Source organism: Tateyamaria algicola (genome assembly GCF_047715485.1).
Classification (GTDB): Bacteria; Pseudomonadota; Alphaproteobacteria; order Rhodobacterales; family Rhodobacteraceae; genus Tateyamaria.
In genome coordinates, this window is record NZ_CP180422.1 from 196,672 (window position 1) to 223,665 (window position 26,994).

31 protein-coding genes, 1 tRNA gene and 1 pseudogene are annotated in these 26,994 nt (G+C 58.2%); 16 read left to right on the forward strand and 17 right to left on the reverse strand.

The window, feature by feature from the left end:
- Window positions 1–54 precede the first annotated feature (54 nt).
- The gene (locus ACMHLQ_RS03225) at window positions 55–1,011 is read right to left on the reverse strand and encodes an AraC family transcriptional regulator (RefSeq protein ID WP_415403329.1); all 957 of its coding nucleotides are present in this window, start codon (window positions 1,009–1,011) and stop codon (window positions 55–57) included.
- A 136-nt stretch (window positions 1,012–1,147) separates the two neighbouring features.
- Between ACMHLQ_RS03225 and ACMHLQ_RS03230 the strand changes: the two genes are divergently transcribed.
- Together ACMHLQ_RS03230 and ACMHLQ_RS03235 are read left to right on the forward strand one after the other, a co-directional pair.
- On the forward strand, window positions 1,148–1,672 hold the full coding sequence (locus tag ACMHLQ_RS03230; RefSeq protein WP_415403330.1) for a DUF4142 domain-containing protein: 525 nt from the start codon (window positions 1,148–1,150) through the stop codon (window positions 1,670–1,672).
- A 47-nt stretch (window positions 1,673–1,719) separates the two neighbouring features.
- Window positions 1,720–2,016, forward strand: coding sequence for a copper-binding protein (locus ACMHLQ_RS03235; RefSeq protein WP_415403331.1), 297 nt, complete (start codon window positions 1,720–1,722; stop codon window positions 2,014–2,016).
- Between the two features lie 224 nt (window positions 2,017–2,240).
- Here the strand turns inward: ACMHLQ_RS03235 and ACMHLQ_RS03240 are convergent, their stop codons facing one another.
- Complete coding sequence (locus tag ACMHLQ_RS03240; protein WP_415403332.1) at window positions 2,241–2,954, reverse strand: putative quinol monooxygenase; 714 nt, start codon at window positions 2,952–2,954, stop codon at window positions 2,241–2,243.
- A gap of 156 nt (window positions 2,955–3,110) precedes the next feature.
- Between ACMHLQ_RS03240 and ACMHLQ_RS03245 the strand changes: the two genes are divergently transcribed.
- Window positions 3,111–3,977, forward strand: coding sequence for a LysR family transcriptional regulator (locus tag ACMHLQ_RS03245; protein ID WP_415403333.1), 867 nt, complete (start codon window positions 3,111–3,113; stop codon window positions 3,975–3,977).
- Window positions 3,978–4,064: 87 nt separating this feature from the next.
- On the opposite strand, the gene ACMHLQ_RS03250 is transcribed toward ACMHLQ_RS03245, so the two are convergent.
- The 10 genes from ACMHLQ_RS03250 to ACMHLQ_RS03295 all read right to left on the reverse strand — a co-directional run bounded on the left by ACMHLQ_RS03250 (window position 4,065) and on the right by ACMHLQ_RS03295 (window position 12,559).
- Window positions 4,065–4,823, reverse strand: a complete 759-nt coding sequence (locus ACMHLQ_RS03250; RefSeq protein ID WP_415403334.1) for an isocitrate lyase/PEP mutase family protein — start codon at window positions 4,821–4,823, stop codon at window positions 4,065–4,067.
- On the reverse strand, window positions 4,810–5,895 hold the full coding sequence (locus ACMHLQ_RS03255; RefSeq protein WP_415403335.1) for a bifunctional transcriptional activator/DNA repair enzyme AdaA: 1,086 nt from the start codon (window positions 5,893–5,895) through the stop codon (window positions 4,810–4,812). Before ACMHLQ_RS03255 ends, ACMHLQ_RS03250 begins: the two co-directional genes overlap by 14 nt.
- A 319-nt stretch (window positions 5,896–6,214) precedes the next feature.
- Entirely contained in the window at window positions 6,215–6,820 is a 606-nt protein-coding gene (locus ACMHLQ_RS03260; RefSeq protein ID WP_415403336.1) for a glutathione S-transferase family protein, read from the reverse strand.
- A complete protein-coding gene (locus tag ACMHLQ_RS03265; RefSeq protein ID WP_415403337.1) occupies window positions 6,807–7,316 on the reverse strand; it encodes an SRPBCC family protein in 510 nt (169 codons plus the stop codon). The genes ACMHLQ_RS03260 and ACMHLQ_RS03265 overlap by 14 nt, the downstream gene beginning before the upstream one ends.
- A gap of 2 nt (window positions 7,317–7,318) precedes the next feature.
- Window positions 7,319–7,660, reverse strand: a complete 342-nt coding sequence (locus ACMHLQ_RS03270; RefSeq protein WP_415403338.1) for an ArsR/SmtB family transcription factor — start codon at window positions 7,658–7,660, stop codon at window positions 7,319–7,321.
- Between the two features lie 35 nt (window positions 7,661–7,695).
- On the reverse strand, window positions 7,696–8,052 hold the full coding sequence (locus ACMHLQ_RS03275) for a nuclear transport factor 2 family protein (RefSeq protein ID WP_415403339.1): 357 nt from the start codon (window positions 8,050–8,052) through the stop codon (window positions 7,696–7,698).
- 70 nt (window positions 8,053–8,122) lie between these two features.
- Window positions 8,123–8,374: a helix-turn-helix transcriptional regulator gene (locus ACMHLQ_RS03280; protein ID WP_415403340.1), complete on the reverse strand. Its 252-nt coding sequence runs from the start codon at window positions 8,372–8,374 to the stop codon at window positions 8,123–8,125.
- Window positions 8,374–8,772, reverse strand: coding sequence for a hypothetical protein (locus ACMHLQ_RS03285; protein WP_415403341.1), 399 nt, complete (start codon window positions 8,770–8,772; stop codon window positions 8,374–8,376). The genes ACMHLQ_RS03280 and ACMHLQ_RS03285 overlap by 1 nt, the downstream gene beginning before the upstream one ends.
- Before the next feature lie 277 nt (window positions 8,773–9,049).
- On the reverse strand, window positions 9,050–9,733 hold the full coding sequence (locus ACMHLQ_RS03290; RefSeq protein WP_415403342.1) for a GntR family transcriptional regulator: 684 nt from the start codon (window positions 9,731–9,733) through the stop codon (window positions 9,050–9,052).
- 9 nt (window positions 9,734–9,742) lie between these two features.
- Window positions 9,743–12,559 (reverse strand): FAD-binding and (Fe-S)-binding domain-containing protein, encoded by a 2,817-nt coding sequence (locus tag ACMHLQ_RS03295; RefSeq protein WP_415403343.1) that lies wholly within the window; start codon window positions 12,557–12,559, stop codon window positions 9,743–9,745.
- Between the two features lie 196 nt (window positions 12,560–12,755).
- On the opposite strand from ACMHLQ_RS03295, the gene ACMHLQ_RS03300 reads away from it, so the two are divergent.
- From ACMHLQ_RS03300 to ACMHLQ_RS03320, 5 genes are all read left to right on the forward strand, one after another.
- Window positions 12,756–13,943, forward strand: coding sequence for a pyridoxal-phosphate-dependent aminotransferase family protein (locus tag ACMHLQ_RS03300; RefSeq protein WP_415403344.1), 1,188 nt, complete (start codon window positions 12,756–12,758; stop codon window positions 13,941–13,943).
- A gap of 35 nt (window positions 13,944–13,978) precedes the next feature.
- On the forward strand, window positions 13,979–14,959 hold the full coding sequence (locus ACMHLQ_RS03305) for a TRAP transporter substrate-binding protein (RefSeq protein ID WP_415403345.1): 981 nt from the start codon (window positions 13,979–13,981) through the stop codon (window positions 14,957–14,959).
- A gap of 107 nt (window positions 14,960–15,066) precedes the next feature.
- Window positions 15,067–15,609, forward strand: coding sequence for a TRAP transporter small permease (locus tag ACMHLQ_RS03310; protein ID WP_415403346.1), 543 nt, complete (start codon window positions 15,067–15,069; stop codon window positions 15,607–15,609).
- Window positions 15,609–16,889 carry a TRAP transporter large permease gene (locus ACMHLQ_RS03315; protein ID WP_415403347.1) on the forward strand — a complete coding sequence of 427 codons (1,281 nt, stop codon included), beginning with the start codon at window positions 15,609–15,611 and terminating at the stop codon, window positions 16,887–16,889. Before ACMHLQ_RS03310 ends, ACMHLQ_RS03315 begins: the two co-directional genes overlap by 1 nt.
- Before the next feature lie 64 nt (window positions 16,890–16,953).
- Entirely contained in the window at window positions 16,954–17,352 is a 399-nt protein-coding gene (locus tag ACMHLQ_RS03320) for a GlcG/HbpS family heme-binding protein (RefSeq protein ID WP_415403348.1), read from the forward strand.
- A gap of 84 nt (window positions 17,353–17,436) precedes the next feature.
- Here the strand turns inward: ACMHLQ_RS03320 and ACMHLQ_RS03325 are convergent.
- Together ACMHLQ_RS03325 and ACMHLQ_RS03330 are read right to left on the reverse strand one after the other, a co-directional pair.
- Window positions 17,437–18,119 (reverse strand): annotated as a pseudogene (locus tag ACMHLQ_RS03325) (fumarylacetoacetate hydrolase family protein).
- Window positions 18,120–18,314: 195 nt separating this feature from the next.
- On the reverse strand, window positions 18,315–19,031 hold the full coding sequence (locus ACMHLQ_RS03330; protein ID WP_415403349.1) for a FadR/GntR family transcriptional regulator: 717 nt from the start codon (window positions 19,029–19,031) through the stop codon (window positions 18,315–18,317).
- A 224-nt stretch (window positions 19,032–19,255) separates the two neighbouring features.
- Between ACMHLQ_RS03330 and ACMHLQ_RS03335 the strand changes: the two genes are divergently transcribed.
- The 5 genes from ACMHLQ_RS03335 to ACMHLQ_RS03355 are packed head-to-tail and all read left to right on the forward strand — an operon-like array spanning window position 19,256 to window position 23,869.
- Window positions 19,256–20,047 (forward strand): fumarylacetoacetate hydrolase family protein, encoded by a 792-nt coding sequence (locus ACMHLQ_RS03335; RefSeq protein WP_415403350.1) that lies wholly within the window; start codon window positions 19,256–19,258, stop codon window positions 20,045–20,047.
- A 58-nt stretch (window positions 20,048–20,105) separates the two neighbouring features.
- On the forward strand, window positions 20,106–21,134 hold the full coding sequence (locus ACMHLQ_RS03340; protein ID WP_415403351.1) for an ABC transporter substrate-binding protein: 1,029 nt from the start codon (window positions 20,106–20,108) through the stop codon (window positions 21,132–21,134).
- Window positions 21,131–21,940 carry an ABC transporter ATP-binding protein gene (locus tag ACMHLQ_RS03345; RefSeq protein WP_415403352.1) on the forward strand — a complete coding sequence of 270 codons (810 nt, stop codon included), beginning with the start codon at window positions 21,131–21,133 and terminating at the stop codon, window positions 21,938–21,940. The genes ACMHLQ_RS03340 and ACMHLQ_RS03345 overlap by 4 nt, the downstream gene beginning before the upstream one ends.
- Window positions 21,937–22,803, forward strand: coding sequence for an ABC transporter permease (locus ACMHLQ_RS03350; protein WP_415403353.1), 867 nt, complete (start codon window positions 21,937–21,939; stop codon window positions 22,801–22,803). Before ACMHLQ_RS03345 ends, ACMHLQ_RS03350 begins: the two co-directional genes overlap by 4 nt.
- The gene (locus ACMHLQ_RS03355; protein WP_415403354.1) at window positions 22,796–23,869 is read left to right on the forward strand and encodes an Ldh family oxidoreductase; all 1,074 of its coding nucleotides are present in this window, start codon (window positions 22,796–22,798) and stop codon (window positions 23,867–23,869) included. The genes ACMHLQ_RS03350 and ACMHLQ_RS03355 overlap by 8 nt, the downstream gene beginning before the upstream one ends.
- A gap of 431 nt (window positions 23,870–24,300) precedes the next feature.
- On the opposite strand, the gene ACMHLQ_RS03360 is transcribed toward ACMHLQ_RS03355, so the two are convergent.
- A tRNA-Thr gene (locus ACMHLQ_RS03360) sits at window positions 24,301–24,376 on the reverse strand.
- A 134-nt stretch (window positions 24,377–24,510) separates the two neighbouring features.
- Between ACMHLQ_RS03360 and ACMHLQ_RS03365 the strand changes: the two genes are divergently transcribed.
- On the forward strand, window positions 24,511–25,386 hold the full coding sequence (locus tag ACMHLQ_RS03365) for a hypothetical protein (RefSeq protein WP_415403355.1): 876 nt from the start codon (window positions 24,511–24,513) through the stop codon (window positions 25,384–25,386).
- A 2-nt stretch (window positions 25,387–25,388) separates the two neighbouring features.
- Here the strand turns inward: ACMHLQ_RS03365 and ACMHLQ_RS03370 are convergent, their stop codons facing one another.
- Window positions 25,389–25,817, reverse strand: coding sequence for a GFA family protein (locus ACMHLQ_RS03370; protein WP_415403356.1), 429 nt, complete (start codon window positions 25,815–25,817; stop codon window positions 25,389–25,391).
- A 96-nt stretch (window positions 25,818–25,913) separates the two neighbouring features.
- Here ACMHLQ_RS03370 and ACMHLQ_RS03375 point away from each other — a divergent pair, with 96 nt between their 5' ends.
- Complete coding sequence (locus ACMHLQ_RS03375; RefSeq protein ID WP_415403357.1) at window positions 25,914–26,354, forward strand: winged helix-turn-helix transcriptional regulator; 441 nt, start codon at window positions 25,914–25,916, stop codon at window positions 26,352–26,354.
- 24 nt (window positions 26,355–26,378) lie between these two features.
- Here the strand turns inward: ACMHLQ_RS03375 and ACMHLQ_RS03380 are convergent, their stop codons facing one another.
- Window positions 26,379–26,642, reverse strand: coding sequence for a DUF2312 domain-containing protein (locus ACMHLQ_RS03380; protein ID WP_299376497.1), 264 nt, complete (start codon window positions 26,640–26,642; stop codon window positions 26,379–26,381).
- A 107-nt stretch (window positions 26,643–26,749) separates the two neighbouring features.
- Between ACMHLQ_RS03380 and ACMHLQ_RS03385 the strand changes: the two genes are divergently transcribed.
- Window positions 26,750–26,992 (forward strand): hypothetical protein, encoded by a 243-nt coding sequence (locus ACMHLQ_RS03385; RefSeq protein ID WP_415403358.1) that lies wholly within the window; start codon window positions 26,750–26,752, stop codon window positions 26,990–26,992.
- Window positions 26,993–26,994: the final 2 nt, after the last annotated feature.

A 26,994-nucleotide genomic window follows, 5' to 3' on the forward strand; every position in this document is an offset into this window, starting at 1 on the left:
GGCGACGTTTTCGACCGATACACGCGGGATCGTCCGCTTGTTCGTGCAGATCGTTCAGACTGTTGAACTTTCAGCCGAGATGGCTTTGCGGAACTCAGCCGGCGACATCCCCGCCTCTTTCTTGAAGGTACGCGCAAACGCAGAATCCGACGCATAGCCCGCGCTTTCTGCTGCGTCCGTCAAGGATGAGCCGGGCGACAGGAGCACTTTTTTTGCAACCTCCATGCGCCATTTGGTGACATAGTCGATGGGTGTCATATCCATCGCCTTTTGGAACTGAACGGCAAAACTGGTTCTGGACATGCCCGCGACTTGCGCCAGTGTCTCGACCGTCCAACTGTCCGCGGGGGCCTTGTGAAAAGCGTCCAGCGCCCGGCTCAGATTTCGGTCGGCAAACGCCCCCAAACCCCATTCCGGGGCATCACTGCTTTCGATGAATGTGCGGACCGCTTGTGCAAAAATGGTTTCAGACATCTTCAGGGCGATCAGGTCACCGCCCATCTTTTGGCCACCGGATTCCTCGCCGATCATCCGCAACGTAGCCTCCATCCAACGCCCCGCGCTCTCGCCGTAATTCTTGAGATGGATGATGGGTGGCAGACGCTCCATCAGGATATGGCGCGCATGAGGTTCGAACGAAAAGTGACCGCAGATCAACTGCGTTTCGCTTTGTGGTTCCTCGCCGCCATAGACCAGCACGCCGGCCCCGGTGAAACCCGAAACTTCCAGAACCGTATCAAGGGGCATGATCGTCCGCTCGGGGTCGTGCCCACAATAGAGCGCGTGCGGCGCGCCATGTGGAATGATCACCAGGTCCCCCTGAGCCAGATCGACGGGATCATCGACACCCTCGACGCGGATGAGGCAATTGCCACGGTGCGCGAAGTGAAAACGTGCCACGTTCTCGTACTGCGGAACGGCAACGCCCCATGGCTTGGTGAAAGACGTGCGGAAATAGATCGTTCCGCGCATGGACAGGTTGGTGAGGATGTCACTGAGAAGGTCAAGCATGCGGAAACCATATGGAACCGCGTGAAACTGTACAGAGGTCTGAACGATCTGCACAGCATTTGGGACGCACGCGCATTCAAACACACGCAAATGAGGGGCTATCCAAACGGGGTCCAACCTCAAAGGAGACTCCAAGATGAAAAAGCTGCTTTCCACCTTCGCCGTGTTCCTCGCCATGACAGCTGTTCAGGCAACTGCACAGGATGTCGCCGACATGAGTGATCTTGAATACGCCCATATCGCCTACACCGCCGACAACATCGACATTCGTTACGCGCATCTGGCACTTGCACTGTCCAGCAATCCCGACATCCACGACTTCGCCAACACCATGATCCGCGACCATACGGCGGTGAATGCGGCGGCGCTGGAACTGCTGGACAAGCTGGGCGCAACAGCTCAGGACAACGCGGTCAGCCAGACCCTCAATGCCAATGCCGAACGGATCATCGACGGCTTTGTCAAACTGCGCGGGGCAGAATTCGACGCAGCTTATGCGGCCAACGAACTGGCCTACCATCAGGCGGTGAACGCGCTGGTCGAAGACACCATGATCCCCAACATCGACAACGACGAGGTGCGGGCGTTGTTCGTACAAGGTCTGGAAATCTTCAAGGCGCACGAACACCACGCCGAAATGATGGTCAAGGCGCTTCAGTGATGACGCGCAGGCCTACACGTCGAAGCGTGTTGGTCGGAGCGGCTGCGATGGCAGCCGTTCCTGTTCCAATTGCCCTGCTGGCGGATACCGGAAAGGTGCACGAGGTCGAGATCAGGTCGTTTGAGTTCACCCCGAGCCTGATTCAGGTCCGCATTGGTGATGTGATCCGATGGAGCAACAAAGACCTTGCGCCACACACAGCAACTGCCGATCAATTCGGGTGGGATACAGGTGCTTTGGAGAGGGATGCCGTCGGTGAAGTGCGGGTAACAGACGGAATGGAGACAACCTACTTCTGTGCCTTTCACCCGCACATGAAGGGGCGGGTCGAGATCATTCATTAGCCAATCAGTGGGAAGGCAAGATTGTTGGAGCCAGCTATATGTCTGCGCCTTGCGCATCGCAGTGAACAAGCAAAGTCCGAAATTGCGTCAGCGGCCCACCTAACAACATGTTGCTCGCCGCGGTGCCGCTTCTCCAAAACAGACCTTGATCCCGCGCCAAAGCAGCAAAGACAGGTAGAGCCCGGCAGTCGATGGCCGGGCTCCCATGACTTTCGCTACAGGACTTACTTGATCGCCAGAATGTCAAAGTTTCTCACATTTGCGACGACTCCGTCTTCCCATCCCCCCTTGACCAGGTCAGTGGCCTGCGCCTTCAGAAGAGCTGCAACCTCACCGGCAAAGTGGGCTTCGCGGCCTGAGTTGTCAGCGAAGATGTCGTAGATTGCGAATTTGTTTTCGTCGATCTGAAGGGCCACCCAGAACAAGGTCTTCGGTTCTGTTTCGGCGACAATTGGACCTGCTGCGGTCAAGAGCGCTGCCAAATCACCAGCTTTGCCGGGTGCCGCCTCGATAGAGATATAAGTGGCTGTGGTCGCGCTGTAGAGATCAACCGGTGCCTTCACCGACAGCACGTTCGAATTGTTGATGTTGGCAACAACACCCGCCTCCCAGCCTCCAGCGACAAGAGCATCGGCGTTCTCGTTCAGCGCACCTGCAACAAGGCCTGAAAAGTGGGCGTTGCGGGCCCCTTCATCGACAAAGATGTCAAAGATGGCCAGCGTGTCGTTGTCTTGCAGGGCGAACCACAGTTCGGTGCCTGGCTCGGTTTCTTTCACCAAGGGGGCCGCACCGACAAGAAACTCGGCGAAGGCGTCTGTTTGGCCATCTGCGGCTGGCATGGCGATGTAACTTGCCGTGTAGTTGTCCATGACGTTTTCCTGTGCATGAGAAGTGGTGGTTGTCGTGATCAGTGCGAGTGCGGTCAGTGCATTGAGCATGTGAACTTTCATCGGTCGTCTCCTGGGTCTGTGTTCTTCTGAACTTGTTTCGATGCGCCTTTGTCCCACGACCAGTATCTTTCTCTCCAATCCCGAGATTCTATTTTACGATAGCCAGAAGCTATGGTTAGAAGTGAGCCTGAAAGGGTGCGTAATATGGAGATGAACCAGGTTCGCTATTTTCTTGCGGTTTGCGAACACCGAAACTTCACGCATGCGGCGAGTGCGTCCAACGTATCGCAACCGTTGCTCACGACTGCGATAAAGAAACTTGAGGCTGAACTTGGCGGTGCGTTGTTCATTCGCGATCGCGCGGGTTGTCGCCTCACTCCGCTGGGTCAGCTTGTAAAACCTCGGTTGGAAAGGGTTCAGTTAGAAACGCTCGAGGCCAAGGCCGAGGCCGTGAGACACACAAGACTTGAGCGTGTTCCCATCGGCATCGGTGTTGGAGAAACGATAGGTAACAGCAAGATCGCTGCCGCGGTGGAACGGTTTCGGCTACGTCTGCCGCAAGCCGAGATAGAACTGATTGTCGGCGCGACAGACGACCTGCTCGCGCAGCTTCGCGAGGGCCAATTGGATGTCGCCGTGGTCGCGGCAGTCGCAAGCCCGGAACTATATAGAATAGACCATCTCTATAGTGAGGCATACCGGGTGGTGGTCGAGAAAGGTCATGATCTAGCCAAGTTAGGCGCTGTAACTCTAGGGGATCTGGCGAAAACAACACTGTTGGATCGACCAAACTGCGAGATGCGGGACACGCTTCATTCGACCTGTTCCGACCTCGGACACGCGCTTTACGCCTCATATCGCTCCAACCGTGTCGATTGGCTTATTGACTTGGCACGCCAAGGCTCTGGTGCTGTCATCCTACCTGAAACAGCCATCCCGGCAGATGCTGCGCTGAAGACTATGGCGATTGAGGACATGGACATTCAACGAGATGTCGTAGCGCTCAGATACCGACATCAATCGGGGCGCCCAGAAACCAATGAACTCGTGAAAGAGATGTCGCGCAGCTAGCGGCTTAGCGGACTCTGAAGCCGCCCTAGTTCACACATCGCGGGACAAGTGAGCTTTCGCTCCAATTGCGCAGATGTATGGCCCGCCCTATTCGATAGAGACGAAAGCCTTCTTCAGTTTGGAAAGAAACTCCAAGAAAGGTCCAGGACCATAGCTTGCTCTGGACACGCCCACAGAGGCGACATCCCTGATAGAATTCAAGTCACCCATCATCATGGCATTTACCGGCAAGCTGGCTTTCTCAGTAACCTGAGAAAGGAGCGCGGTGTCCGTCAGACCTGGCACAAAGTAGCAACCGGCACCCGCCTCTGCATAGGCAGCTTCGCGTTCCATCGCCTCTGCGAGTTTAGCTTGATGACTGGCCGGGTCGGTTCCGAGGAAGAGGTCGGTTCTCGCATTCAGAACCAAAGGGATACCTTCATCTGCAGCAACGGTTGTGATCGCGCGAATGCGAGCGACTTGCGCGGAAATCGAATGCAGCCCTTCACCCTTGACGATCCGGTCTTCGAAGTTGATGCCAACAGCTCCTGCGCGGATGACCTTGCGCACGTTCTTAGCAACTTCATCGGGATCGGTCGCGTAGCCACCTTCAAAATCCACTGTCACCGGCACGTCGACGCTGGCACAGATGCGCTCGACAAGTCCCAGTGCGAATTGCAGTGGAATTTCTTCCCCATCGCCATAGCCGTGCGCGGCCGCCATGGACCAGCTTCCCGTCGCAACAGCAGTTGCGCCGGCCTCCACCACCGCCTTGGCTCCCCCTGCATCCCAAATGTTGTAGAGCACCAGCGGATTACCCTTTTGATGCAGTTCTGCGAGGCGCGTTGCCTTTTCAGCCTGTGACATGATGCGTTCCTTTCGACTTTTCAGGCAGATATTGTCGTTCGATTTCCAGGAGCTTTTGTTTGCGCCAAAGCCCCCCGCCATACCCGGTCAGCGAGCCGTCCGCGCCGATGACGCGATGGCAGGGGATGACCAGGGCGATCTGGTTTGCGCCATTTGCCCGAGCGACGGCCCGAACCGCCGAAGGGCGGCCGATCCGGGTTGCGATTTCGGCGTAGCTACGCGTTGTGCCGGCTGGTATCTCTCTCAACGCATCCCAGACGGCCCCACTGAACTCCGATCCATGATAGGCCAATGGGGTCCGGAACTCTGAGGTTGCGCCTTCAAAGAAGGCGGATAGCTCTTCTTTTATCTGTGCGGCGGGGTCCGTCCGTCCAATGCCCAGGCGGCCTTTCGTAAAACCGTTCAGTCTCTCCAGCTCTTTCGGTAGAGCCTTGCGGTCAATGAATTCAAGCAGATGGAGTTGGGACTTGCTGGTGACAGAGACCATGTCGCCAAGGGGTGTCGGAACCCAATCGGCAAAGAGCATCGGATCTGCCGATAGATTGCCTGACGCTTTTCCGAGCAACTTCAGAAACGCCGACCGGAATGCACTCGCCGACTCGAACCCCGCTTCAAGCTGGCCGTCGATGACCGTACCACCATCGGCGAGTGTCTCAAACCCATCCCGAAGCCGCCTCTGACGGGCCATTTCCAGGAATGTCATCCCGAACTGGCGTTTGAAGCTTCTTCTGACAGTCGAAAGATCAAACCCCATGCGTGCGACATCGCTTTCCCGCCAGCGATAGTCAGGACGTTCGTCCAGAGCGGCAAGGAGCGCAGCAATTGCCGGGTCAGCCAGGGCCATGGGCGCAAGAGGGTGGCACCGCTTACACGCTCTAAAGCCAGCCTCGATACATTCCCCGACAGTCCCGAAGAACGTGCAATTCTCTTGCTTGGGCTTGCGGGCTGGACAGGTCAGGCGGCAAAAGACTCCGGTTGAAGACACACAGACATAGACCTGCCCGTCATAGGAGGCATCCCGCGCCAAGAGTGCTTTGTAGAGCGTATTGTGACTAGGAAGATCGAACAGCATGTTCGCATAGATAGCACAGGAAAAATCCGGTTCCGCCGAAGATCAGGCGTCTATTCGATTTCTTGAAGCGGGCAACGAATGCGGCCATCCATACGCGCCGCAGTATCAGGGACACTGGGCTCAATGCCAGCGATGGAGAAAGCGCTACAACACCGCACGACCTGGGCTATCACCCGCCCCCTATCGTCCAGATGGACCACAGGCCGGTGATGCACTCAGAATCAAATTGGACCACTCAGGTCGGGCTGATCTGAGCCGCTGAGCGGCCCGTTTTCGTGCTGTTCTACGAAAGCCCTCGGGCAATCGGTCTGTGACTGCGCTATGCAGCCCAACTGGCGCGTTGCCGCATCGCATCCGCCCACCGACATACGTGTTCGCAATCCTCGGGGGGACCCAGATCAAAGATGTCCGCCGGTGCCAGCGCAGTGATGCCCTGCACATCTGCAAAACTGAATGCGTCACCCGCAATGAAGGGGCGACCATCTGCGAGCTCTCCATCCAGCCAACGCCATTTGCCGGGCATCGCACGGCGCTGCGCCGTTGCAAATGCCGGGACCTGTTCAAGAACCTCAGCAAACAGAGGCAAAGTATGGCGCACCGTCAGGCCCACGGGCAGGAAGATTTCCTGAAACATCCGTTGGCTCCACATTTCTATGTGGCCTTGTTCATAGGCTGTGCGGCCCATCAGGGGTTTTTCAGGGAAAGCATGGTCGAGATAGCGACAGATGGCAGTGCTGTCAGTGATCACCTTGCCGTCGTCCAGTTCCAGAACAGGCACTTCACCCAGGGAATTGAGTTTCAGAAACTCTGCCGTGCGGGTATCCGTTCCAAGTACCAGGACGTCTTTGGGAAGGTCGATGCCCTTTTCCGCCATAAAGACCCGGACCCGTTTTGTGCTGCCTGACTGAGCATCATAGAGTTTCATGATATGCCTCCAAGGTCGCTTTGGACGTGTCGACGTCCGCATCAGCGACAACGTAACGTGACAGATTATCCAGGGTCGGAACCCAACCATCCTCGTGGAACACACGACAGTCTTCGCTTTCCAGACCATCATGCAGCAGGCTGACCTCGGTCTGGTCGCCTATCTGTTTCAGACCGATGGAGACGCGACTTACCTCATCTCGCCCTTCCCATGACCATGAGAAGATCAGCGTTTCGGGTGGATAGATGAGCCGATACGTTCCATGTGCCACGAGCAGCTTGCCCAATCCTGGCGGCCGTTGAATGTCGAGGTCACCGGGGTCCATCACAACGCGAAAGGTTCCGCCAACCTTTAGGTCGGCCTCGACATCCGCCACGTTCATTCCAAGGGGGCAAAACCACTGTTTCATCAGCGCGGGTTGTGTCCATGCGTCCCAAACTCTCTGGATCGGAGCGTCTATGATGCGGGTTTCGTGTACTGTGTAGGAGCCCTTCATAATCAGGTCTCTTTCCTTGTGTCGGATTGAGTGAGGAACTCGTCCAGATTATCCAATGTCCCGGACCAGAACTGCTTGTAAAAGGACAGCCAGTCAAAAGCAGTACGCAATGGCTCGGGGCGCAGACTGCAAATGTGCTTGCGCCCATCCAGCCTTTTCGTGACCAACCCCGCGGCCTGCAAAACGGACAGGTGTTTTGAGAAACCTGCAGGGGACAGCGCAAAAGGCTCTGCCAGTTCACCGACGCTTGCCGGTCCATCGGTCAATTTCGCAATGGTCGCCATGCGCACCGGATCACTCAGTGCCGCGAAAGTACGTGTCAGTTCAGGTGTGATTTCTTGCATCAGTTGTCCTTCGCGCTGCGCGTTGAAAGGAGTGACTACGCGGCTTCTTCATCAGGGAATCGCTTGGAGTCGGTATAAAGCTCCTGCCGGGCGATTTTCCCGCCATCGAATGTGAAGATATCGCACATCTCCAGATATCTCTGCCCGTCGGGCATTTCCGCAACCAGGGTAAAGATATGAACGACCGAGTCGCCTTCGGAGATGTATCTTGAGTTTTTCACATGGCCGCAGAAACCCACCAGATGTGCGACATAGGCGTCAGGATCATCAAACGTCATCATCTGCGACTTGAAGGTAAAATTGTCGGACAGCAAGGGGCGGATCATGCTCCCATCCTGTGCCGTCGCGCCTGCGTAAAACTGATCGAGCGCTGCTTTTTGGACTGGGGTCATCAGGGCATGCCTTCTGTAAGATTCGCTATTTAGCTAACTATTAACCGAACCACGAATTAGTCAAGCCCACCTATCCGGAGCGCGACACTTTTTGAATGCGAGGCGGGGTTTCAGCACAGCGAATGTCATCCTCGCCATCATCAAAAATGTCTTCGATACTCCGTTCGAACAGCCGCGCTATCTTGAACGCCAAAGGTAGCGATGGATCATAGCGGCCAGCTTCGATTGCATTGATCGTTTGGCGCGAAACATCGAGGTGTTCTCCGAGCACTGTTTGAGACCAGCCACGGTCTGCCCGGAGCACCTTCAAACAGTTCTTCATCAGAACATGCCTTCCTTCTGTGACAGGATTGCCGTCGCTGCCGAATGCGCGACCCAGAATAGCGGAAACAACCAAAACACAGGAAGTCTGGGTGCGTCAGCCAGCATCTCCAATGTGCCCCAACCCGAGGCCACGACCATAATGCACACAACGCCCACAAGCGTCGCCTTGATCTGAATGAGCCGCATGAATTCGTCAATTTCAGTCGCAAAGCGCCAGTGCGCCCAGAAGATGACGAACATCGCTGCGATGGGAACAATTGCCACACAGTACAACGCATATTGCGGCATTGGGATGCTATTGCCTGCCCAACTCAGCCCCACCGAACCAATCGCATAGACGAGAATGGCGGGTATGAAGACTTTGAAATAGCGGTAAGTGGCATGCTCTGTCGTCATCTCAGAACCTCTCTGGCATGGAAAGCGCCCTTTACATATTGACGATCACGGCAGATGTAAAGGGTGCTTTACATTTACGCTCCAGCTTCAGACACCAGTATTGTGCGCTTGGCCCAAACACGCAGACACGTTACAGGCCCAGCGTGGGCGGAGTGCGCTGGACGTAAGTGTTCGCCGATCATGCTGAAAAATCTCGTAAATACTGTGTACCGACGTGAATTTTGATCAGTGGGAAAAGGGTACGGCCGCGCAGTTCAGCGCTCATGCCTTGGAGTCCTCAGGCGGCGGTGTCTTCGCCAGATTTCGCATCAAGCGCCTGAATATGGGCCGCGAATTTGTTCATCATGTGCAGTTTCATCAATTGGCCAAGACCTTCTGCGTCGCGGTCTCTGAGACGGTCCATCATCTGTTCATGCTCGTCTATGGCTTGAGACCAGCGTTCATTTGAAAGGTTCGCCATGAACCGCGCCCGGCGCACACGAGCCGCCAGAAGCCTGTGATGGCCTTCCAGTATTTCGTTGCGCGCGCCGCGGATCAATGCTTGATGAATGTCCTGGTTGGCTTGAAAGTAGGATTGCCGGTCCTGCGCCTCAAAGGCATTGAGCATGGCGCTGTGACGCCCCTCGATCCAGGCCAATTCTTCGGCATCCAGATGCCGGCACGCCAGTTCTCCGGCCAGTTGTTCGAGCATCGCAATCACGGGGAAAGTGTTTTCGAGTTCCTGCCGCGTCACCTCGGCGACCCGCGCACCGCGATTGGCCTGAAGCACAATGAAGCCTTCGGAAGCCAGAACCTTCAGCGCTTCCCGCAAGGGCGTGCGAGAGACGCCGAAGCTTTCGCACAGCTCTTTTTCCGGAACCTTTTCACCCGGCTTCAGCTTGTCTTCGACAACGAGGTTGCGCAGCCGTTCGACCAGTTCTTCGTGCAGGGTCGGTCGTTTGATCGTTTCTACGAGGTTCATAGCAATATCCTATCCATCAAGCACCTGATCCAGCAAGCGCGCGACATGTATCGGCTTGCGGGGGGTGCCATCGGCAATCTGGTGACGGCAAGAGGTGCCGTCCGCGACAATAAACGCGTCCTTCGGGGCAGCTTCAAGTGCAGGGAACAGGTCAAGATTGGCCATCTTGAGCGAGACATCGATTGTCTCCGGCGCATATCCGAACGCACCGGCCATGCCGCAGCACGAGGTTTCGATCATGTTCACCTCCGCTCCCGGAATGCGTTTCAGCAGATCAAGCATCGGTGTCACCGCGTCCTGTGCCTTTTGATGACAATGACCATGCACATAGATCGGCTGGCCCAACGGTTTGAGCGGCAGGTCCGGGCGTTTGGCCAGAAGCTCTTCGAACGTATGGGTCGCTTTGGCCAGCGCTTCGGCCGCAGGGCCCGGACAAAGTGCGAGAAATTCATCACGGAACGTCAGGATCGACGACGGCTCAAGCCCGACAACCGGAATGCCTCTGGCCACCGCATCTTTGGTGGCGGCGATGGTGCGCAGCGCTTCGGTTCGTGCGTCGTCCACGCAGCCGACAGCCAAAAGAGTGCGGCCACAATCAAGCGATCTGCCGCTGCCATCCTGCGCCACGGCAACGCGCAGACCGGCCTTGCGCAGGACACGGACGGCGGCACGCAGGTTCTCAGGCTCGAAATAGCGGTTGAAGACGTCGGCGAACAACAGCAGATCAGGATTGGCGTCTTGCGCCTCGTCATCGTGGAACGGGTTGGCGGACCAGACGGGTATGTCCCGGCGGTGCGACACGCCGGTCAGCTTTTCCGTCACTTTTCGCAGCAGGCCTATCTTGTTGCGCAGGTTCAGCAACCAGGCCACCTTTGCCGCTTTCGGGGCATAGCGCGGAAGGTTACCCACAAGTTTGTCCGCCAGCGTAAGTCCGATGTTCTTGCGCCGCGCCGCCAGCACTTCGATCTTCATGCGCGCCATGTCAACACCGGTGGGGCATTCACGGCGACAGCCTTTGCAGGACACGCAGTATTTCATCGTCTCGGCCATCGCGTCCGAGGTCAGACCGCCAGGCATCTGGCCGCTGATCGCAAAGCGCAGGGTGTTTGCCCTGCCCCGCGTCGCATCGCGTTCGTTGCGGGTCGCACGGAAGGACGGGCACATCACCCCGCCTTTCAGCTTTCTGCAGGCGCCGTTGTTGTTGCACATCTCGACCGCGCCCTGAAATCCGCCACCTGATCCGGGCCAGGCGGTCCAGTCCAGCGCAGTTTCAAACTCCGGCACTTCGTAATTCGGTCCGTACCGGAAGACGCGACGATCATCCATTGCCGGTGCGTGCACGATCTTGCCAGGGTTCATCAGGCCGTCGGGATCAAAACGCGCTTTCACCTCTTCGAACGCCGAGACGATACGCTTTCCGAACATCTTTTCATGGAACTCGGAGCGCACGATGCCGTCACCATGTTCGCCCGAATGCGAGCCTTTGTACTGCTTGACGAGCTCGAAGATGTCCTCGGCCATTGCCCGCATGGTCTTGACGTCTTTGTCCTGCCGCATGTTCAGCACGGGCCGCACATGCAAGCACCCGACCGAAGCATGCGCATACCACGTCCCCTTGGTCCCATGCCGGGCAAAGATGTCGGTCACGCCTTGAGTGTATTCCGCCAGATCGGGCAATTCGACGGCGCAATCTTCGACGAAGGAAATCGGCTTTCCCGCCTCCTTCATCGACATCATCACGTTCAGGCCCGCCTTGCGGTATTCGGCAATCGCGCCCTGCAACCTGTTGTCGGTGACAGGAACAACCCCGCCCCACGTGTCGCCCTGCCCCCGGAAAGAAAAGCCCAGATCGCTCATCAACTGCGACAGCTCTGCCAATTTGGCGGCGTTGGCCGCGGCACTACCTTCGGCAAATTCCACCAGAAGCAGCGCGGCGGGGTCGCCTTCGACAAACGCCTCGATCGTCTTGCGAAACAACGGAATGTCGCGGCCTAGCGCGATCATCGTGTCGTCGATCAGCTCTACACCTTGCGGTGTCAGCGTCACGAGGTGTTGTGCCGCGTCCATTGCGGCATAGAAATTCGGGAAGTGGCAGACGCCCGTGACCTTTTCACCCGGCAGATGCGCAAGGCTGAGATCAAGCTCGGTGAAATAGGCCAGCGTGCCTTCGGACCCGACCAGAAGATGCGCCATGTTCAGGTCGTTGCTGTCCAGTGCGTCGATATTGTATCCGCCCACCCGGCGCAGGACCTTCGGAAACTGCGCTGCGATCTCATCCGCTTCGCGCTGCCCCAGGGCACGCATGTCGTTCACGAGTTCCGCATACGGGCCGGGGTCCGGGTCAACTCCGTTGAACTGGGCCTTGGTGCCATCGGGCAGAATTGCCGAGATCGCCCGGACATTGTCGCGCATGATACCAAAGCGCAGGGATTTGCCGCCGGACGAGTTGTTCGCGGCCATACCTCCAAGCGTGCAGCGCGACGCCGTGGAAGGATCAACCGGAAACCAAAGCCCGTGCGGTTTCAACGCGCGGTTCAACTCGTCCAGCACCAATCCGGGTTGCACTTTCGCCGTCAAATTTTCGGTGTCGATGTCGAGGATCTTGTTAAGATGCCGGGAGTTATCCAGCACAACCGCACGGTTCACGGTCTGGCCGCATTGGGACGTTCCGCCGCCACGGGGAAGGATCGGCACCTCCTCTTCCCGGGCCACCTGCATCGCCGCCTGAACATCGTCTTCCGAGCGCGGAACGACCACCGCTTCGGGAACCATTTGGTAGATGGATGCGTCGGTTGCGTAACGTCCGCGCGAGGCGGGATCGCTCATCACGTCGCCTTCGACAGCAGCGCTCAAGCGACTGGAAAGACGTACATTCTCACGCATGACCTTTGTAAATCCCTCCCCTTCCGGCCCTCGCATCCGGGACCGAATTTTTTTGGTTGACTGAATTATGAATTCATAATTACGTTTTGACAACTGCTAATCGCGCTGCAATCCGGCGCACGGGGGAGGGCCAAATTCAATGCGCCAGGCTGGCAGACATTTCTTGCAAATTCCGGGTCCGAGCGCTGTACCCGACCGAATTCTGAAGGCGATTGGTCAGCAAACCATCGACCATCGTGGCCCTGACTTCGCTGCTGTGGGCAAAAAGGCTCTTGATGGAATGAAGACCATCTTCAAGACCAAGCAGCACGTTTTCATATTCCCCTCTTCCGGCACTGGTGCATGGGAAGCGGCACTCGTGAATGCCGTATCGCCAGGCGACAAGGTCCTGATGTTTGAAACCGGACACTTCGCCGCGATGTGGAACAAGATGGCGCAAAAGATCGGGGTCGAACCCGAATTGCTTGAAGGTGACTGGCGCGGCGGTGCAGAGCCGGACCGGATCGAAGCGCGTCTGCGCGAGGACACCAATCACGAGATCAAAGCGGTCTGCGTGGTGCATAATGAAACCTCGACCGGGTCGGTGTCGCCGATTGCAGACGTGCGCAAGGCCATGGACGCAGCGGGGCACCCGGCGCTCTTGATGGTGGATTCCATTTCCGGCCTTGCCTCAATCGACTTCAGATTTGACGAATGGGGCGTGGATGTCTGCGTGTCCGGGTCTCAGAAGGGTTTGATGCTGCCGCCGGGGCTCAGCTTTAACGCGGTCAGCGCAAAAGCCATGGAACACGCGAAAACCACAACCATGCCCCGCAGTTATTGGGATTGGCACGACATGGTTGGCCCGAACGAAAGCGGGTATTTCCCCTACACGCCGGGGACCAACCTGCTTTACGGGCTGAACGAAGCCATCGACATGCTGCACGAGGAAGGTCTGGACAACGTGTTTGCCCGGCACGCCCGCCACGGCGTGGCGACCCGTTCTGCGGTGCGGACCTGGGGGCTTGAAGTGCTGTGCGCACGCCAGGGTGAGGAATCCGGCGTGCTGACTGCGGCGCTGGTTCCCGATGGACATTCGGCGGATGCGTTTCGCGCAACCACGCTCGAGCATTACGACATCTCTCTGGGCAATGGATTGTCCAAAGTCGCCGACAAAGTGTTCCGCATAGGACATTTGGGCGACTTCAACGACCTGATGCTGATGGCAACCCTGTCAGGGGTCGAGATGGGGCTGGCGAAGGCTGGCATCCCGCATCAATCAGGCGGCGCGCAAGCTGCGATGGAGCATCTCAAGAAAACAACTCAAGAGCGGGTGGCCGCTGAGTAAGTCCCGGGGAGCGGGTACCAAAGGGAGGAAAGACCATGAAACTGAAAGCAACAATTTTCGCGAGCGTCGCGTCGATTGCAATGCCGCTGGCCGCATCTGCTGCGGACCTGACATTGCGGTTTGGCCATGTCGGCAATCCGGGGTCTCTGTTCGAGGCCTCTGTGGACGCGTTCGCCCAATGCGCCAATGACAAGCTGGGCGACAAGGCCGAGGTGCAGACCTTCGGCTCCAGCCAGTTGGGCAAGGACCGTGAACTGCTGCAAAAGCTGAAGCTGGGACAGGTCGACTTCTCGCTGCCGTCCTCGGTGATGTCCTCGGTCGCACCCGAATTCGGTGTGTTCGAAATGCCTTACATCGTGCAGGATCGCGAGCATATGAAGCGCATCCAGACGGAACTGGGCGACGTGTTCCAAGAGGCCGCTCTGCGCGAAGGGTACCGGATCATCGGGTATTTCGAGAACGGGTTCCGCCACATCACCAACAATACTCGCCCGATCAACACGCCAGCCGATCTTGAAGGCATCAAGCTGCGTACGCCCAATGGCGAATGGCGCGTGAAGATGTTCCAGACCTACGGCGCGAACCCGACACCGATGTCCTTCTCCGAAGTGTTCACGGCGTTGCAGACCAACGTTATTGACGGGCAAGAAAACCCGTATGCGCAGATTGCCTCGGCCAAGTTCCAGGAAGTACAGAAATACCTGTCGATCACGGGTCACGTCTACACGCCCGGCTACGTCCTTGTGGCGGACAACCAGTGGCAGAGACTGCCCCAAGACGTGCGCGCCGGACTTGAGGCGTGCGGTGCCGAGACACAAGGCTTTGTCTACGACCATGCCGCCAAGCTGGAAACCGAACTGCTGCAGGTGATCCGCGACGCGGGCGTCGAGGTCAATGAGGCTGACAAGCAGGCCTTTATCGACGCCTCCGCAGCGATCTATGATGAGTTCGCCTCGTCCGTGGATGGCGGCGCGGAACTGATCGAGCGCATCCAGAACCTCGCGTCGGGGTCCTGAATTGAACGTGGCAGAGGGCCAATCGCGGCCCCCTGCCAAATCTGGCACGCCAAGACACGTCCACATGAAAAGAAATCACCGGGTCCTGCGCCCGGCAGGGGCCGCTCATGCTGAACAAGCTGCGCAAATTTTTTGAGGTCGTTCTCGAGTATTTCGTGATCCTGCTGATGGTGATCCTGACAACCATCGTGGTTGTCGCCGTGATCTACCGTCTGCTGGGGTCGAGCCTTGCCTGGTACGACGAGGTGGCCGCAATCCTTCTGGCCTGGATCACCTATTACGGCGCCGCCCTCGCCGCGCTGAGGCGACGTCATATCGGGTTTGACAATGTCCTGCTATCTATCCCGATGCCCGCGCGAATGTGGGCCGTGATGCTGGCAGAGGCGATTACGGCTGGCTTTTTCATCCTGCTGGCCTGGGCCGGGTTCACCGTGATGACGATCCTCGGCGGCATGTCGCTTGTCTCGCTTACATGGGTGCCGGTCAGCTTCACCCAATCCGTCATCCCCATCGGCGCGGTGCTTTTCGTCCTTTGCCAGGTGCTGAGCTTGCCGGACTACTGGCGCAAGACCGCCGCTGGCGTGTCGCTCGAACATGCCGAGATCGAAGAAGAGGTTGAAACCGAGATGAAGAAAGCGGGGAACGCCTGATGCTGATGCTGGGTATCTTCATCGCCATGGTCGCGATGATCTGTCTGAACGTACCCATCGGCGTCGCTCTGGCTGTATCGGCAATCCTCGGGCTACTGATCCTCGAAGGTGCAGGGTCGCTCGTGAACGTGGCGTTGGACATGTATGGCGGGTCGACCAAGTTTTCGCTGATCGCCATCCCGATGTTCGTGCTTGCTGGCGCCATCATGAATGCGGGAGGGATAACTGACCGACTGATCAATTTCGTGGCCGCGCTGATCGGTTTTGTCCGGGGCGGGCTGGCCCATGTGAATATCGGCGTGTCGCTTTTCTTTGCCGAAATCTCCGGATCTGCGGTGGCTGACGTGGCCGCGATGGGCTCGGTGATGATCCCACAAATGAAAAAGCGCGGCTATTCCGGCGCTCTGTCCGCTGCGGTCACGTCCTCCTCCGCCTCCTTGGCGATCATCATTCCGCCGTCGATCCCGATGATCCTTTATGCCACGTCGGCCAACGTGTCCGTCGAACAACTCTTTGTCGCCGGTGTGGTGCCAGGTCTCATGGGGGCGGCGGGCCTGATGGGCGTGGCCTATTATTTTGCCGTGCGATACGACCTGCCCCGCGAAGAGGCGTTTTCCGGTCGCCGTCTGTGGGCCACGTTTGTGGATGCGCTTCCCACGTTTTCCCTGCCCTTCATAATCTTGGGTGGCATTTTCGGCGGCTATGTGACCGCAACCGAGGCCGCAGGACTGGCTGTGCTTGCCGCCATCGTCATCAGCTTTTGGTATCGCCAGGTGAACTTCAAGCACCTGCTCAACTCGATGCTCGACGGCGGCATGCAGACCGCAGTCGTCATGCTGCTGGTCGCGGCGTCGGTGGTGATGGGCGGGTTCCTGACCCGCGCGCAATATCCCCAACAGCTTGCCGAAGGCATTCTGAGCATCACCGAAAACAAGTGGCTGATCCTGCTGATCCTCAACTTCTTCTTCCTTGTGATCGGCTTCTTTCTGCACTCTGCGGCGGCGATCATTCTTGTGGTGCCAATCGTCATCCCGCTGATCGCGGCGGTCGGGATCGATCCGATCCATTTCGGGTTGGTGGTGACGCTGAACCTTGCCATTGGTCAGCAAACCCCGCCCGTGGCCAGTGTTCTGATCACCGCCTGTGCCGTTGCGAGGGCGAACATCTGGGACGTGACCAAGATCAATATCTATTTCATTGTAGTGCTGCTGACCGTGCTGCTGATGTGCACCTATATCCCGTCAATTCCACTCTTCCTAGTGGACTATTTCTACAACTAGAACCCGGCCACCTCGCCGCTTTCGCAAGGCGGGCTGACGACCGTTTGCAATGGAGAAAACTGCAATGAACCTTGACCTTGCAGAGGCGCTTGTCACCGAGGCGCTGAAGTATCGACAGGCGCACAACTTAAAACCGCTGACCGTTGCTGTCATCGATGCAGGCGGCCATCTGGTGGCCCTGAAACGCGAGGACGGCTGCAGCAACTTGAGGGCCGAAATTGCGCAGGGCAAAGCCAAAGGCGCTGTGGCGATGGGACTTGGGTCGCGCGCGCTCTTCAATCGTGCGCAGAAAGAGCCCTATTTCATCAACGCCATGAACGCGCTGAATGGCGGCGATCTTGTTCCTGTCGCGGGAGGGGTCTTGATCCGTCGGGATGGGGTGCTTGTGGGCGCGATCGGTATTACCGGTGACAGCTCTGACAACGACGAGGCTTGTGCCATTGCTGCCATTGAAACTCACTGATTTACCGCTGATCCGGGGTGAGTACCGGTCAGCGCATAAACTCGTCAATTGAGCGCGCCCTAGGGACGCGCTCTTGATTTTTAACTACACAACCTTGACCGAAAGCGTTCCGACGCCTTCGATTGAAGCCTCCATTACATCGCCACTCACGATGGCATTCACGCCTGATGGGGTGCCAGCCATGATAACGTCACCCGCCGCGAGTTCGAAATACTCTGACAAGTACGAGATCATTTCAGGAACCTTCCAAATCATCTGGTTCAGGTCGCCTTCCTGGCGCAACTCTCCATTCACCAGAAGCGCGACGCGACCCTCGGCAGGATGCCCGACCTCTGATACCGGCCGCAGCGGCCCAACGGGACCGGAGCGTTCAAATGCTTTACCGATTTCCCAGGGGCGCCCCATCTTTTTCATCTGGCCTTGCAGGTCGCGACGGGTCATGTCGAGGGATACCCCGTAGCCCCAAACGTGATCCAGCGCCTGATCAACCGGAATTTGCGTGCCGCCGGATTTCAATCCAACCAGCAATTCGATTTCGTGATGCACATCCGACGTGTGCGGCGGATAGGGAAACTCACCAGACGGGTCCAGATTGTTGGGGTTCTTCTGGAAAAAAAGGGCGGTTCACGATCAGGGTCGTGGCCCATCTCAACGGCGTGTGCTGCGAAGTTTCGGCCAATGCAATAGACGCGGCGCACTGGAAAGGTTCCACCTTGTTCGGTCGGGATGGTGTGGATCTCTGGCGCTGGGATCACGTGATCGGACATAGTTCTTCTCCTGGTGAGCGACAGATTGCCGAAACTCTCTGGGCGCACTCACCACCGGGGTGGTGATGCGTGCCATTGTCGCTTGTGGCATTTCTTTTCGTATGCAGGACTATTCATAGCTCTTGGCTGCGTTTGACAAGTATTCGCACGCCTCACCTTGCCAACCATTTTCCCGATTGGTTGGGGCAGTTGGTGTCATCTACGATCTGAGAAACCTTCTGGCTGGATCCGAGAATAGACGGATTGAAGGTGCCGACGCATTTCCTCTGCGGCGCGGTCACTGTCTTTGGATACAATGGCGGCGACAATTTTTCGGTGCTGCTCAAAGCTGGAATAGTCCCGGCAAGGACCGCGCGTATCACGCGGTTGCCCCCAGACAATGGACCGCCTCACCGAGTTCAGTGTTTCGAAGAAATAGAGGTACAACTGGTTGCGTGTTGCGCGCGCAATTGTGTGGTGCAGATTGTGATCCCATGCCTCGTAGGTTCGCCAGTCTTCGGCGTCTTGGCACCGTCTGGAGCATATTTTCATCTGTTCGCGGTCCGAACTTGTGGCGTTGGACGCTGCCAGTCGAGCCAATTCAGGCTCGATGTTCAGACGCACCGACACCACGTGTTCGGGCTTGATCTGATCACGCAGATACGTGACGTCTTGCAGGTTCAGAACCGGTCGCGCGCCGACAAAAGTGCCGCGTCCGACGTGGCGCCAAATGCGGCCTTGCGCTTCGAGGTCGGCCAGCGCTTTGCGCAATTGATTGCGTGTCGTGCCCAACCGTTCGCACAGATCGCGCTCGGGTGGAATTCGATCATTCAGCCGGTATCCTGCGTTATCGATCAGATCGCGCAGCCTGAGTGAGAGCTCTTCCATCGCGCTTCGATGCCCGCCCAATTTAGGGATTGGTTGGTTGATCATTAGTCGGACTGCTTCAAACTGTAAACAACAAGTGTGACAGCGAGTCGCAGTTTGACACTGCGCAAAAACGGCAACGGGAGGATCGCCGCGTGCGGCTGGCAACGGTTTCAAAGAATGGTCAGGACCTCTGCGTCGCAATTCTGAGCGACGGTCGCATGGTCAATATCGCCTTGGCAGCGCGCGGTCTTCAAGATGCAAGCGCGCCCGCATTGCAGGCCGGGACCATGTTGGATCTGATCGCTGGCGGCGCCGACACGATGACAGCTCTTACTGCTCTGGTCGACGCAGCTGAGACCGGCAAACACACCGATGCCATCATCTCCGATGGCGCGGTTCTGCAGGCTCCAATCCCCAAACCTCCAAAGAATGTCCTGTGCGTCGGGCGCAACTATGCCGAACACGCTGCCGAGTATACGCGCACCACAAAGCAAAAGGATGGTCTGACCGAATACCCGGTTTTCTTTACCAAGCCACCGACGTCGATTGTTCCGCCAGATGGCGACATTCTTGTCTTCCCAAACCTTTCCGAGAAGATCGACTACGAGGTCGAGTTGGCCGTGATCATTGGGACCGCAGGCCGCAATATCGACAAGGCCACCTCGATAGATCACGTGTTCGGTTATACCGTGCTGAACGACGTGACTGCGCGCGACATTCAACGGCGACACGGCGGTCAATACTTCAAAGGCAAAGGCCTGGACGGATCCTGCCCGCTTGGCCCCTGGATCGAAACCGCCGACGGCATTCCCGACCCGCATGCGCTGTCCATAACGCTGAGCGTCAATGGTGAGACGCGTCAGGACGGGACGACTGCCGACATGATTTTCGACATTCCGACACTGATCGCATCACTGTCCGAGGGCATGACGCTGGAACCGGGCGACATAATAGCCACGGGCACACCATCGGGCGTCGGCTATGCCATGGAACCTCCGAGATTCCTCAAAGACGGAGACACGGTGGTTTGCGAGATTTCGGAGATCGGCACGCTCAGCAACACTGTGCGCGCTGTGTAAGGCCCTGAACTGCCGCAAACGGTTTTCGATGGGCAAAACACTAGGGAGGAGACTAACCATGATTAACAGAAGAACATTCACAGCCTCACTGCTTGCCGCTGTTCCAGTCACTGGCATGATGGGCACGTCTGCGCTGGCACAAAGCCTGCGCGATATCACCTTCGTGCAGCCAAGCCCGTCGGCCATCAATTCATTCCCGGTCTTCGTTGCCATTGGCGAAGGGTTCTTCGAAGAGGAAGGCTTGAACGTCACTGTCGAGGCGATCAACGGCTCTGGCGCGGTGCTGCAGGCGCTCTCCGCGGGTCAGGCTCATTTCGGCCGTCCCGGCCCGGGCCCGCTCATCGCGGCGCGGTCTCGCGGCGTCAACGCGGTCCACATCTACAATGTGGCGGCGCGCAGCAACTTTGGCATCGCCGTCCAGCAGGACAGCGCGTTCCAATCCGTTGAAGAGCTTCGCGGCAAGGTCATCGGTACAGGCACAGCCGACGGTGCCGAAGTGGGCTTTGCGCGTAACGTGTTGACGGGCGCGGGCATGACCGAAGGCACGGATTTCGAATTCCTGACCGTGGGCGATGGCGGCCCGGCAACAGCGGCGTTCCTGAATGGCGAAATTGACGCCTACTCCGCGTCAACTGCGGACACCGCAATCCTCAACCAGCGCGGCATGGCCGTGCGGGACATCACCCCCGCTGAGTTCGGCCGTTTCTTCGGCAACGGCATCGCGACGATGGCCGATACCATCGCGAATGACCGCGAACTTGTCGAAGGTTGGAGCCGCGCCTTCGCGAAAGGGCATGCCTTTGCGCTGGACGACGCCAACCGCGAGACCGTCCTAAAGCATCTTGCGGACGGAAATCCGCAGGAAGGCGAAGACAAGGAATTCCAGTCCGCTCTCTTCGACGCGGTGCGCTCCAAGACGATCCCGCCAGAAGGCAGCCCGCACAACGGTTGGTACCCGGCTGAGGTTTGGGCGGAATGGCAGGATGCACTTGTCGCCGGTGGTGAGATTGCGGCGCCGCTTGACGATCTGGATGCCATCTGGACCAACGAATTCGCCGCCCTCGGCGCTGAGGCAGTTGGCGGATGAATTCCGTCCTGACAGAAAACTTGACCGGCGCGCCCACGGATGCGCCGGTTTACCAGTTGTCGAACGTCAGCAAGACCTACGCGCGCAACCTTGTTGTCGCACTCCAGAACGTGGATCTGACGCTCAACAAGGGCAGCTTTACTTCTGTTATCGGGTCCAGTGGTTGCGGCAAGTCCACCCTTCTGAAGATCATGGCCGGGTTGATTCCGCCCTCCAAAGGACGCGTCGTATTGCAGGGCCAGCCGGTAACCGGGCCGCGGCGCGATATCGGGATGATGTTCCAGCAGGCAACGCTCTTCCCTTGGAAAACCGCGGTGGAAAACATAGTTCTTCCGATCGAAATTCGCGATGGCAAGGCCGCCGCCAAGAAAGCAATGGACAAGGCGCACGAGCTTTTGGACATCGTGGGCCTCAGCGGCTTCGAAAACGTTTATCCAAACGAGCTTTCGGGCGGCATGGCGCAGCGCACCTCGATCTGTCGCATGCTCATCACGGAACCCGCCGTGTTGTTGCTGGACGAACCTTTTAGCGCGCTCGACGAGTTGTCGCGCGACATGATGAACATGGAACTGCAACGCATCTGCACCGAGCAGAACGCGACGGCATTCCTCGTCACCCATTCCATTCAAGAGGCAGTCATTCTTTCAGACGAAATCGTGGTAATGAAGCCGCGCCCGGGCCGCATTGCCGAGATCGTTGATGTCGATCTGCCGCGACCAAGGACTCTCGACATGATGACAACGCCGAAATTCGGCGAAATCGTCGATCACATTCGGGGCATGCTGGACAAGGGAGAAGACATGTGACCGAGTTGCAGACCAACGCTTCAAAAGACGCCGAGACGGATCAGGACACGGTCTGGGTCCAGGAAGTGGCCTTCATCGATTCCGTTCCCCGCTCGATCGCCATGATCTTCGTCTTCGTCGTTTTTGTCGGAACCTGGCAATTGGCGACAAGCCTGAACCTCGTGTCACCCATCATCCTGCCGACCCCGATGGAGACGTTGAACGACATGATCTTTGTCGGCAAAAATCTGTTGACGGGCGGCTACATGCTCGGCGCGCTCTGGATCACCATCAAAGAGGTCATCTACGGTTTCGCCCTTGCCATCGCCATCGGCTTTTCGCTCGGCGTGCTCGTTGGGGAAACCGCGTTCGGGGAAAAGGCGGTGATGCCTTACCTCGTGGCCATCGACACCATGCCCAAGGTGGCCTTTGCACCGCTCTTTGTGGCCTGGCTGGGCTTCGGGATTGAATCCAAAGTCGCACTGGCCGCGTTCATCGCGACCTTTCCCATCGTTGTTGGCACTGCCGCCGGCCTGCATGCGGCGGATGAAAACGCGCGTATGTTGTTCAAAACCATGGGTGCCAGCCGGATGCAGACCCTGATCAAAATGAAACTGCCAACTGGTCTGCCGCAGATATTTACTGGCCTGAAGATCGGTGCGGTTGGCGTGATGGCGGGGGCGATCACTGGCGAATTCCTCGGCGGCGGCAAAGGCTTTGGCGAGTTGATCCGTGTCGCAGCGTCGCAACTCAACACACCACGCGTGTTCTCATTGATCCTCTATCTCAGCGTTGTCGGCCTTGTTCTTTACTTGACCGTGCAGTGGACACAGCGCCGCGTCGTCTTCTGGCAAAAAGAAACCGTGGGGTCCTATGATGGCTGACGGACCTGCGATCCCGGTCAGTGACCTGAGCGATTTTGTCTCCCGCGCGCTCATGGCGCGGGGGGTGCCAGACGCAGACGCGGCCACGGTCGCGGGCCTCATGGTCGAGGCCGACATCTTCGGATACGGCACCCACGGCGTGTTCCGCCTGCGGCAGTATTTGGCGCGGCTTGAGGGCGGCGGATGCAACCCGACGGCGACGGTGTCCCGTGTCGAAGAAACCGCGGCGATGGCCGTGATTGATGGCGACAACGGGCTTGGGCATCTCGCAATGGCGGCCGCGCGCGATCTTGCCATCGAGAAGGCACGCACAGCCGGGATTGGCTGGGTCGGCGTGCGGCGCGGAAATCACGCAGGCCCTCTTGCGCTTTACGTGCGCCCGCAGGCCGAGGCGGGACTTCTGGGTATGGCCGCTGCAGTGGGAAGCGCGAACCACGTACCCCCTTATGGTGGCTCCGACCTTCTTATCGGCACCAACCCGATTGCATTCTCGGCGCCGGCCGCGGGGCCTGATCCCTTCGTGTTCGACATGGCCACCACCGTGGCCGCAATGGGCAAGATCAAGACGTTGCTGCAACAGGGAGAACCGATGCCCGAGGGCTGGATGGTCGGGCGCGATGGGAAACCGTTAACCGATCCGGCGCGCAAATCCGAAGGTTTCCTGCTTCCAATTGGCGGACCCAAGGGTTTCGGCCTGTCCGCGGCCATCGGGCTGATGGCTGGGGTCCTGAACGGCGCAGCATTTGGGTCGGATGTGGTTGATTTTACAAAAGACACGACATCCCCCACCAATACCGGACAGTTCGTCGTAGCCCTGGATCCCGCTGCCTTTGGTATTGGCGACGACTTTGGCAATCAGGCTGCCCGGGTTTTCGCCGAAATGCGCGCATCACCCCCATTGCCCAGCCATGACCCGGTTCGATTGCCCGGCGATGGCAAGAGCGCCTTTGCTCAGTCGCGCCGCGAGAACGGGCTCCTCCTCAACTCCGCGCTGCGCCGGGATCTAAACGCACTGGCAGCGGACTGCGAACTGGCCCTGCCCTTTCCTGACGCTGCATCGACATGATGCGATTTGCGTCAATACGTTGAATTCCTCTCTGGGACGAGGACACCACAAGCCGGACGAAACGTCATACAATTTTAAGTGGGCCGCATTCCGCTCATTCTGTGAAAAAACAACGTGTTGCGAGCGCAGAAGAAAGGCTTTTGAACTGAGCGTGTGCGCCTTTCTGATCAGGCTTGTCGCGTTTGCTGCGGTGCGGGAAAGAACTTGGCCAGCGTCCGGAGGCTCAGGTCCGCGCAGGTTATCGCAATGCTCCGTGGGCATTGGGTCAGAGTTTAACCGCCCACGGATACATCAGATAATCGCGGCCGGAAAACGGCGCGTGTGCCCGTTTGGAAGTAGATGGAACACTTACCCATCTACCTCGTGCAGTGGGATCAATAAAGACACGGCACAACGAAGTATTTGATGTTGCTAGATTTCAAGGGAAGAAATGGTGCCCCCACACGGACTCGAACCGCGGACCTACTGATTACAAATCAGTTGCTCTACCAGCTGAGCTATAGGGGCGCTGCGACGGGGGTCTAATCCTTGTGCGCAGAGCTGGCAAGATCAAATTTGCACTGTGGGCAGAGGTTTTATCCCCCGCCAATTCGGGTATAGGGTGGCATCGAACCCGAAGGGCAAGTTTGAGGCACCCAAAGATGCAATTGGTCCTGCACGCAGGCGCACATTTTACTGAGGAAGAGCGCCTAGTTCGGTGCCTTTTGCGCAACAAGGAGGACTTTTCCAAACGTGGCGTCGCGGTGCCCGGTCCGGGCAAGTATCGCACACTGCTCAAGGAGACCATGGCCGCCCTTCAGGCCGCCCCGCCCGCGCCGGATGCGCGTGATGTGCTGCTTGATGTGATTCTGGACGACGAAAATGCCGACCGGATGATTCTCAGCCACATGTTCCTGTTCGGCGCACCGCGCGCCTGCGTGCGCAATGGCATGATCTACGAAGCCGCGCCCGACCGCCTCGCCCGCCTTGCGCAACTGTTCGTGCATGACGACATCGAGGTGTTCCTCGCCCTGCGCAATCCTGCGACCTTCCTGCCCGCCCTGTTTGAAAACGCGCCCCAGGAGGACATGAACGCGTTTTTGCGCGGCGCTGACCCTTTTGCGATCCGCTGGTCCGACACATTGTCCGCGATCCGGGCCGTGGCGCCGCGGATCACGATCACCGCCTGGTGCTTTGAGGACATGCCGATGATCTGGGCCCAGATCATCCGCGAAATGGCCGGGCTGGAACATGGCGAAAAGATCATCGGCGGGTTTGATCTGCTGGCCGAGATCATGTCGCAAGAGGGCATGCAGCGCTTTCGTGCCTACCTCAAATCCCACCCGACCATGACCGAGATGCAGAAGCGGCGCGTGATTGCCGCCTTCCTCGACAAGTTCGCGCTGGAGGACGAGATCGAAGAGGAACTCGATGCCCCCGGCTGGACCGAAGAGACGATCGATACCCTGACCGACATCTACGAGGAAGACATGCACGTCGTCTCGCGCATCCCCGGAGTGACCTTTATCGCACCTTGACCCTAGCGGGGCGGCAACCCCTCAAAGACAGGAATACCGTCCGGCACGCTGTGGAACGCAGGCGCCTCGGCGTGGCAAATCGCAACATGTGGGCGAAATCGGCTTGCATCATCCAGCGTTCCGACCTTGAGCACCAGCGCGCTCTGGTCTGGCCGCTGTGTCAGGATGTGGGTGCCGCATGTTCCACAGAAAAAGCGGGTGACCGCGTCTTGCAGATCGGGTCGGGTGAAGCATTGCGGCTTGCCTTTCGTCCACCGGAACGCCTCTGGCGCCACCAGTTGAAAGTACTGCGGCCCGCCACCTGATATGTGCTGACAGACCCGGCAATGGCACTGTCCCTTGACCAATGGGCGCGCAGAAAGCGCATAACGCAGCGCTCCGCAGTAGCATCCCCCGGTCTTTGGCGCGATTTCTGTGGTCTGATCGGTCATGGCGCGATACCCTTTGTGAGAGCAAAACCAAACTGACAGGCCTGAGTTCACGTGTCAAACCCAGAATCCAATCCCATCCGCCAAAGCCCCGTTCCCATGGACCAGTGCGGCGCCGCCCTTGCTTTCGACATCGTGCCGGATCGCTGGACCTGGCTGATCCTGCGCGAAATGTTTTACGGGGTGGGCCGGTTCGCCGACATTCAAGCCGACATTGGTATCCCCAAATCCGTCCTGTCCGGGCGGTTGGCCAAGATCGTGGAAAACGAGCTGGCGACCAAGGAACCCTACCGCGACGGCGCGGCGCGCACGCGCTATGCCTACGTGCTGACACCAAAGGGGCGCGAGCTGGTACCCGCGATCCTGGCGCTGATGCAGTGGGGGGACAAACATCTCAAGGACGGCAAGCCGGCGCTTGAGCTGAAAGACAAACGCAACGGCAATCCGCTCAAAGTGGGGCTGGTGGCAGATGGCGGCGCGATGCCGCTGCGCCGATTGGTGTTCAAACCGGTCTGGGACCGGCCTGAAAACAAGGTCTGAAACGGAAGGTCTGAGGCGCGGACCTCAGCCCATGCCAAGCGCTTCCTTGTACATCTCGAGCACCGCCTCTTCTTCGGCGATGTCGTCCTTGTCGCGCTTGCGCAGCGCGATGACCTTGCGCATGACCTTGGTGTCATACCCGCGTGCCTTGGCCTCGGCCATGACCTCTTTTTGCTGGTCGGCGAGGTCTTTCTTTTCCATGTCCAGCCGTTCGATCCGTTCGATGAACTGGCGCAGTTCGTCTGCGGTGACCCGGTAGCTTTCGGCGTTGGTGGCGGTGTCGGACATGGGCGGCTCCTTGGCGGTGGTGAACCCGCTGGATAGCGGGGCCTGCGCCACCCTGCAAGGGGCAACGCGGCTTGCCAAGACCGAGCGTGTCGGATAGCCCGTGGCCCATGGAAAACAGCACATCATTCACCCTTTTCGATGGCCTGATTTGGGGCGGCGCCGCGCTGTCCGTCATAGGGCTGATCGGCCTGATCTGGTGCATCATCTCGGTCTGGAAAGCGCGGCGTGCGCAGCTGGCCGATGACGCGATGCGCGCGGTTATGGCGCGCGTCCTGCCGCTCAACCTTGGGGCACTCTTTGTCTCGGTCATCGGGCTGATGCTGGTGATCGTAGGCATTTTTCTGGCCTGAGG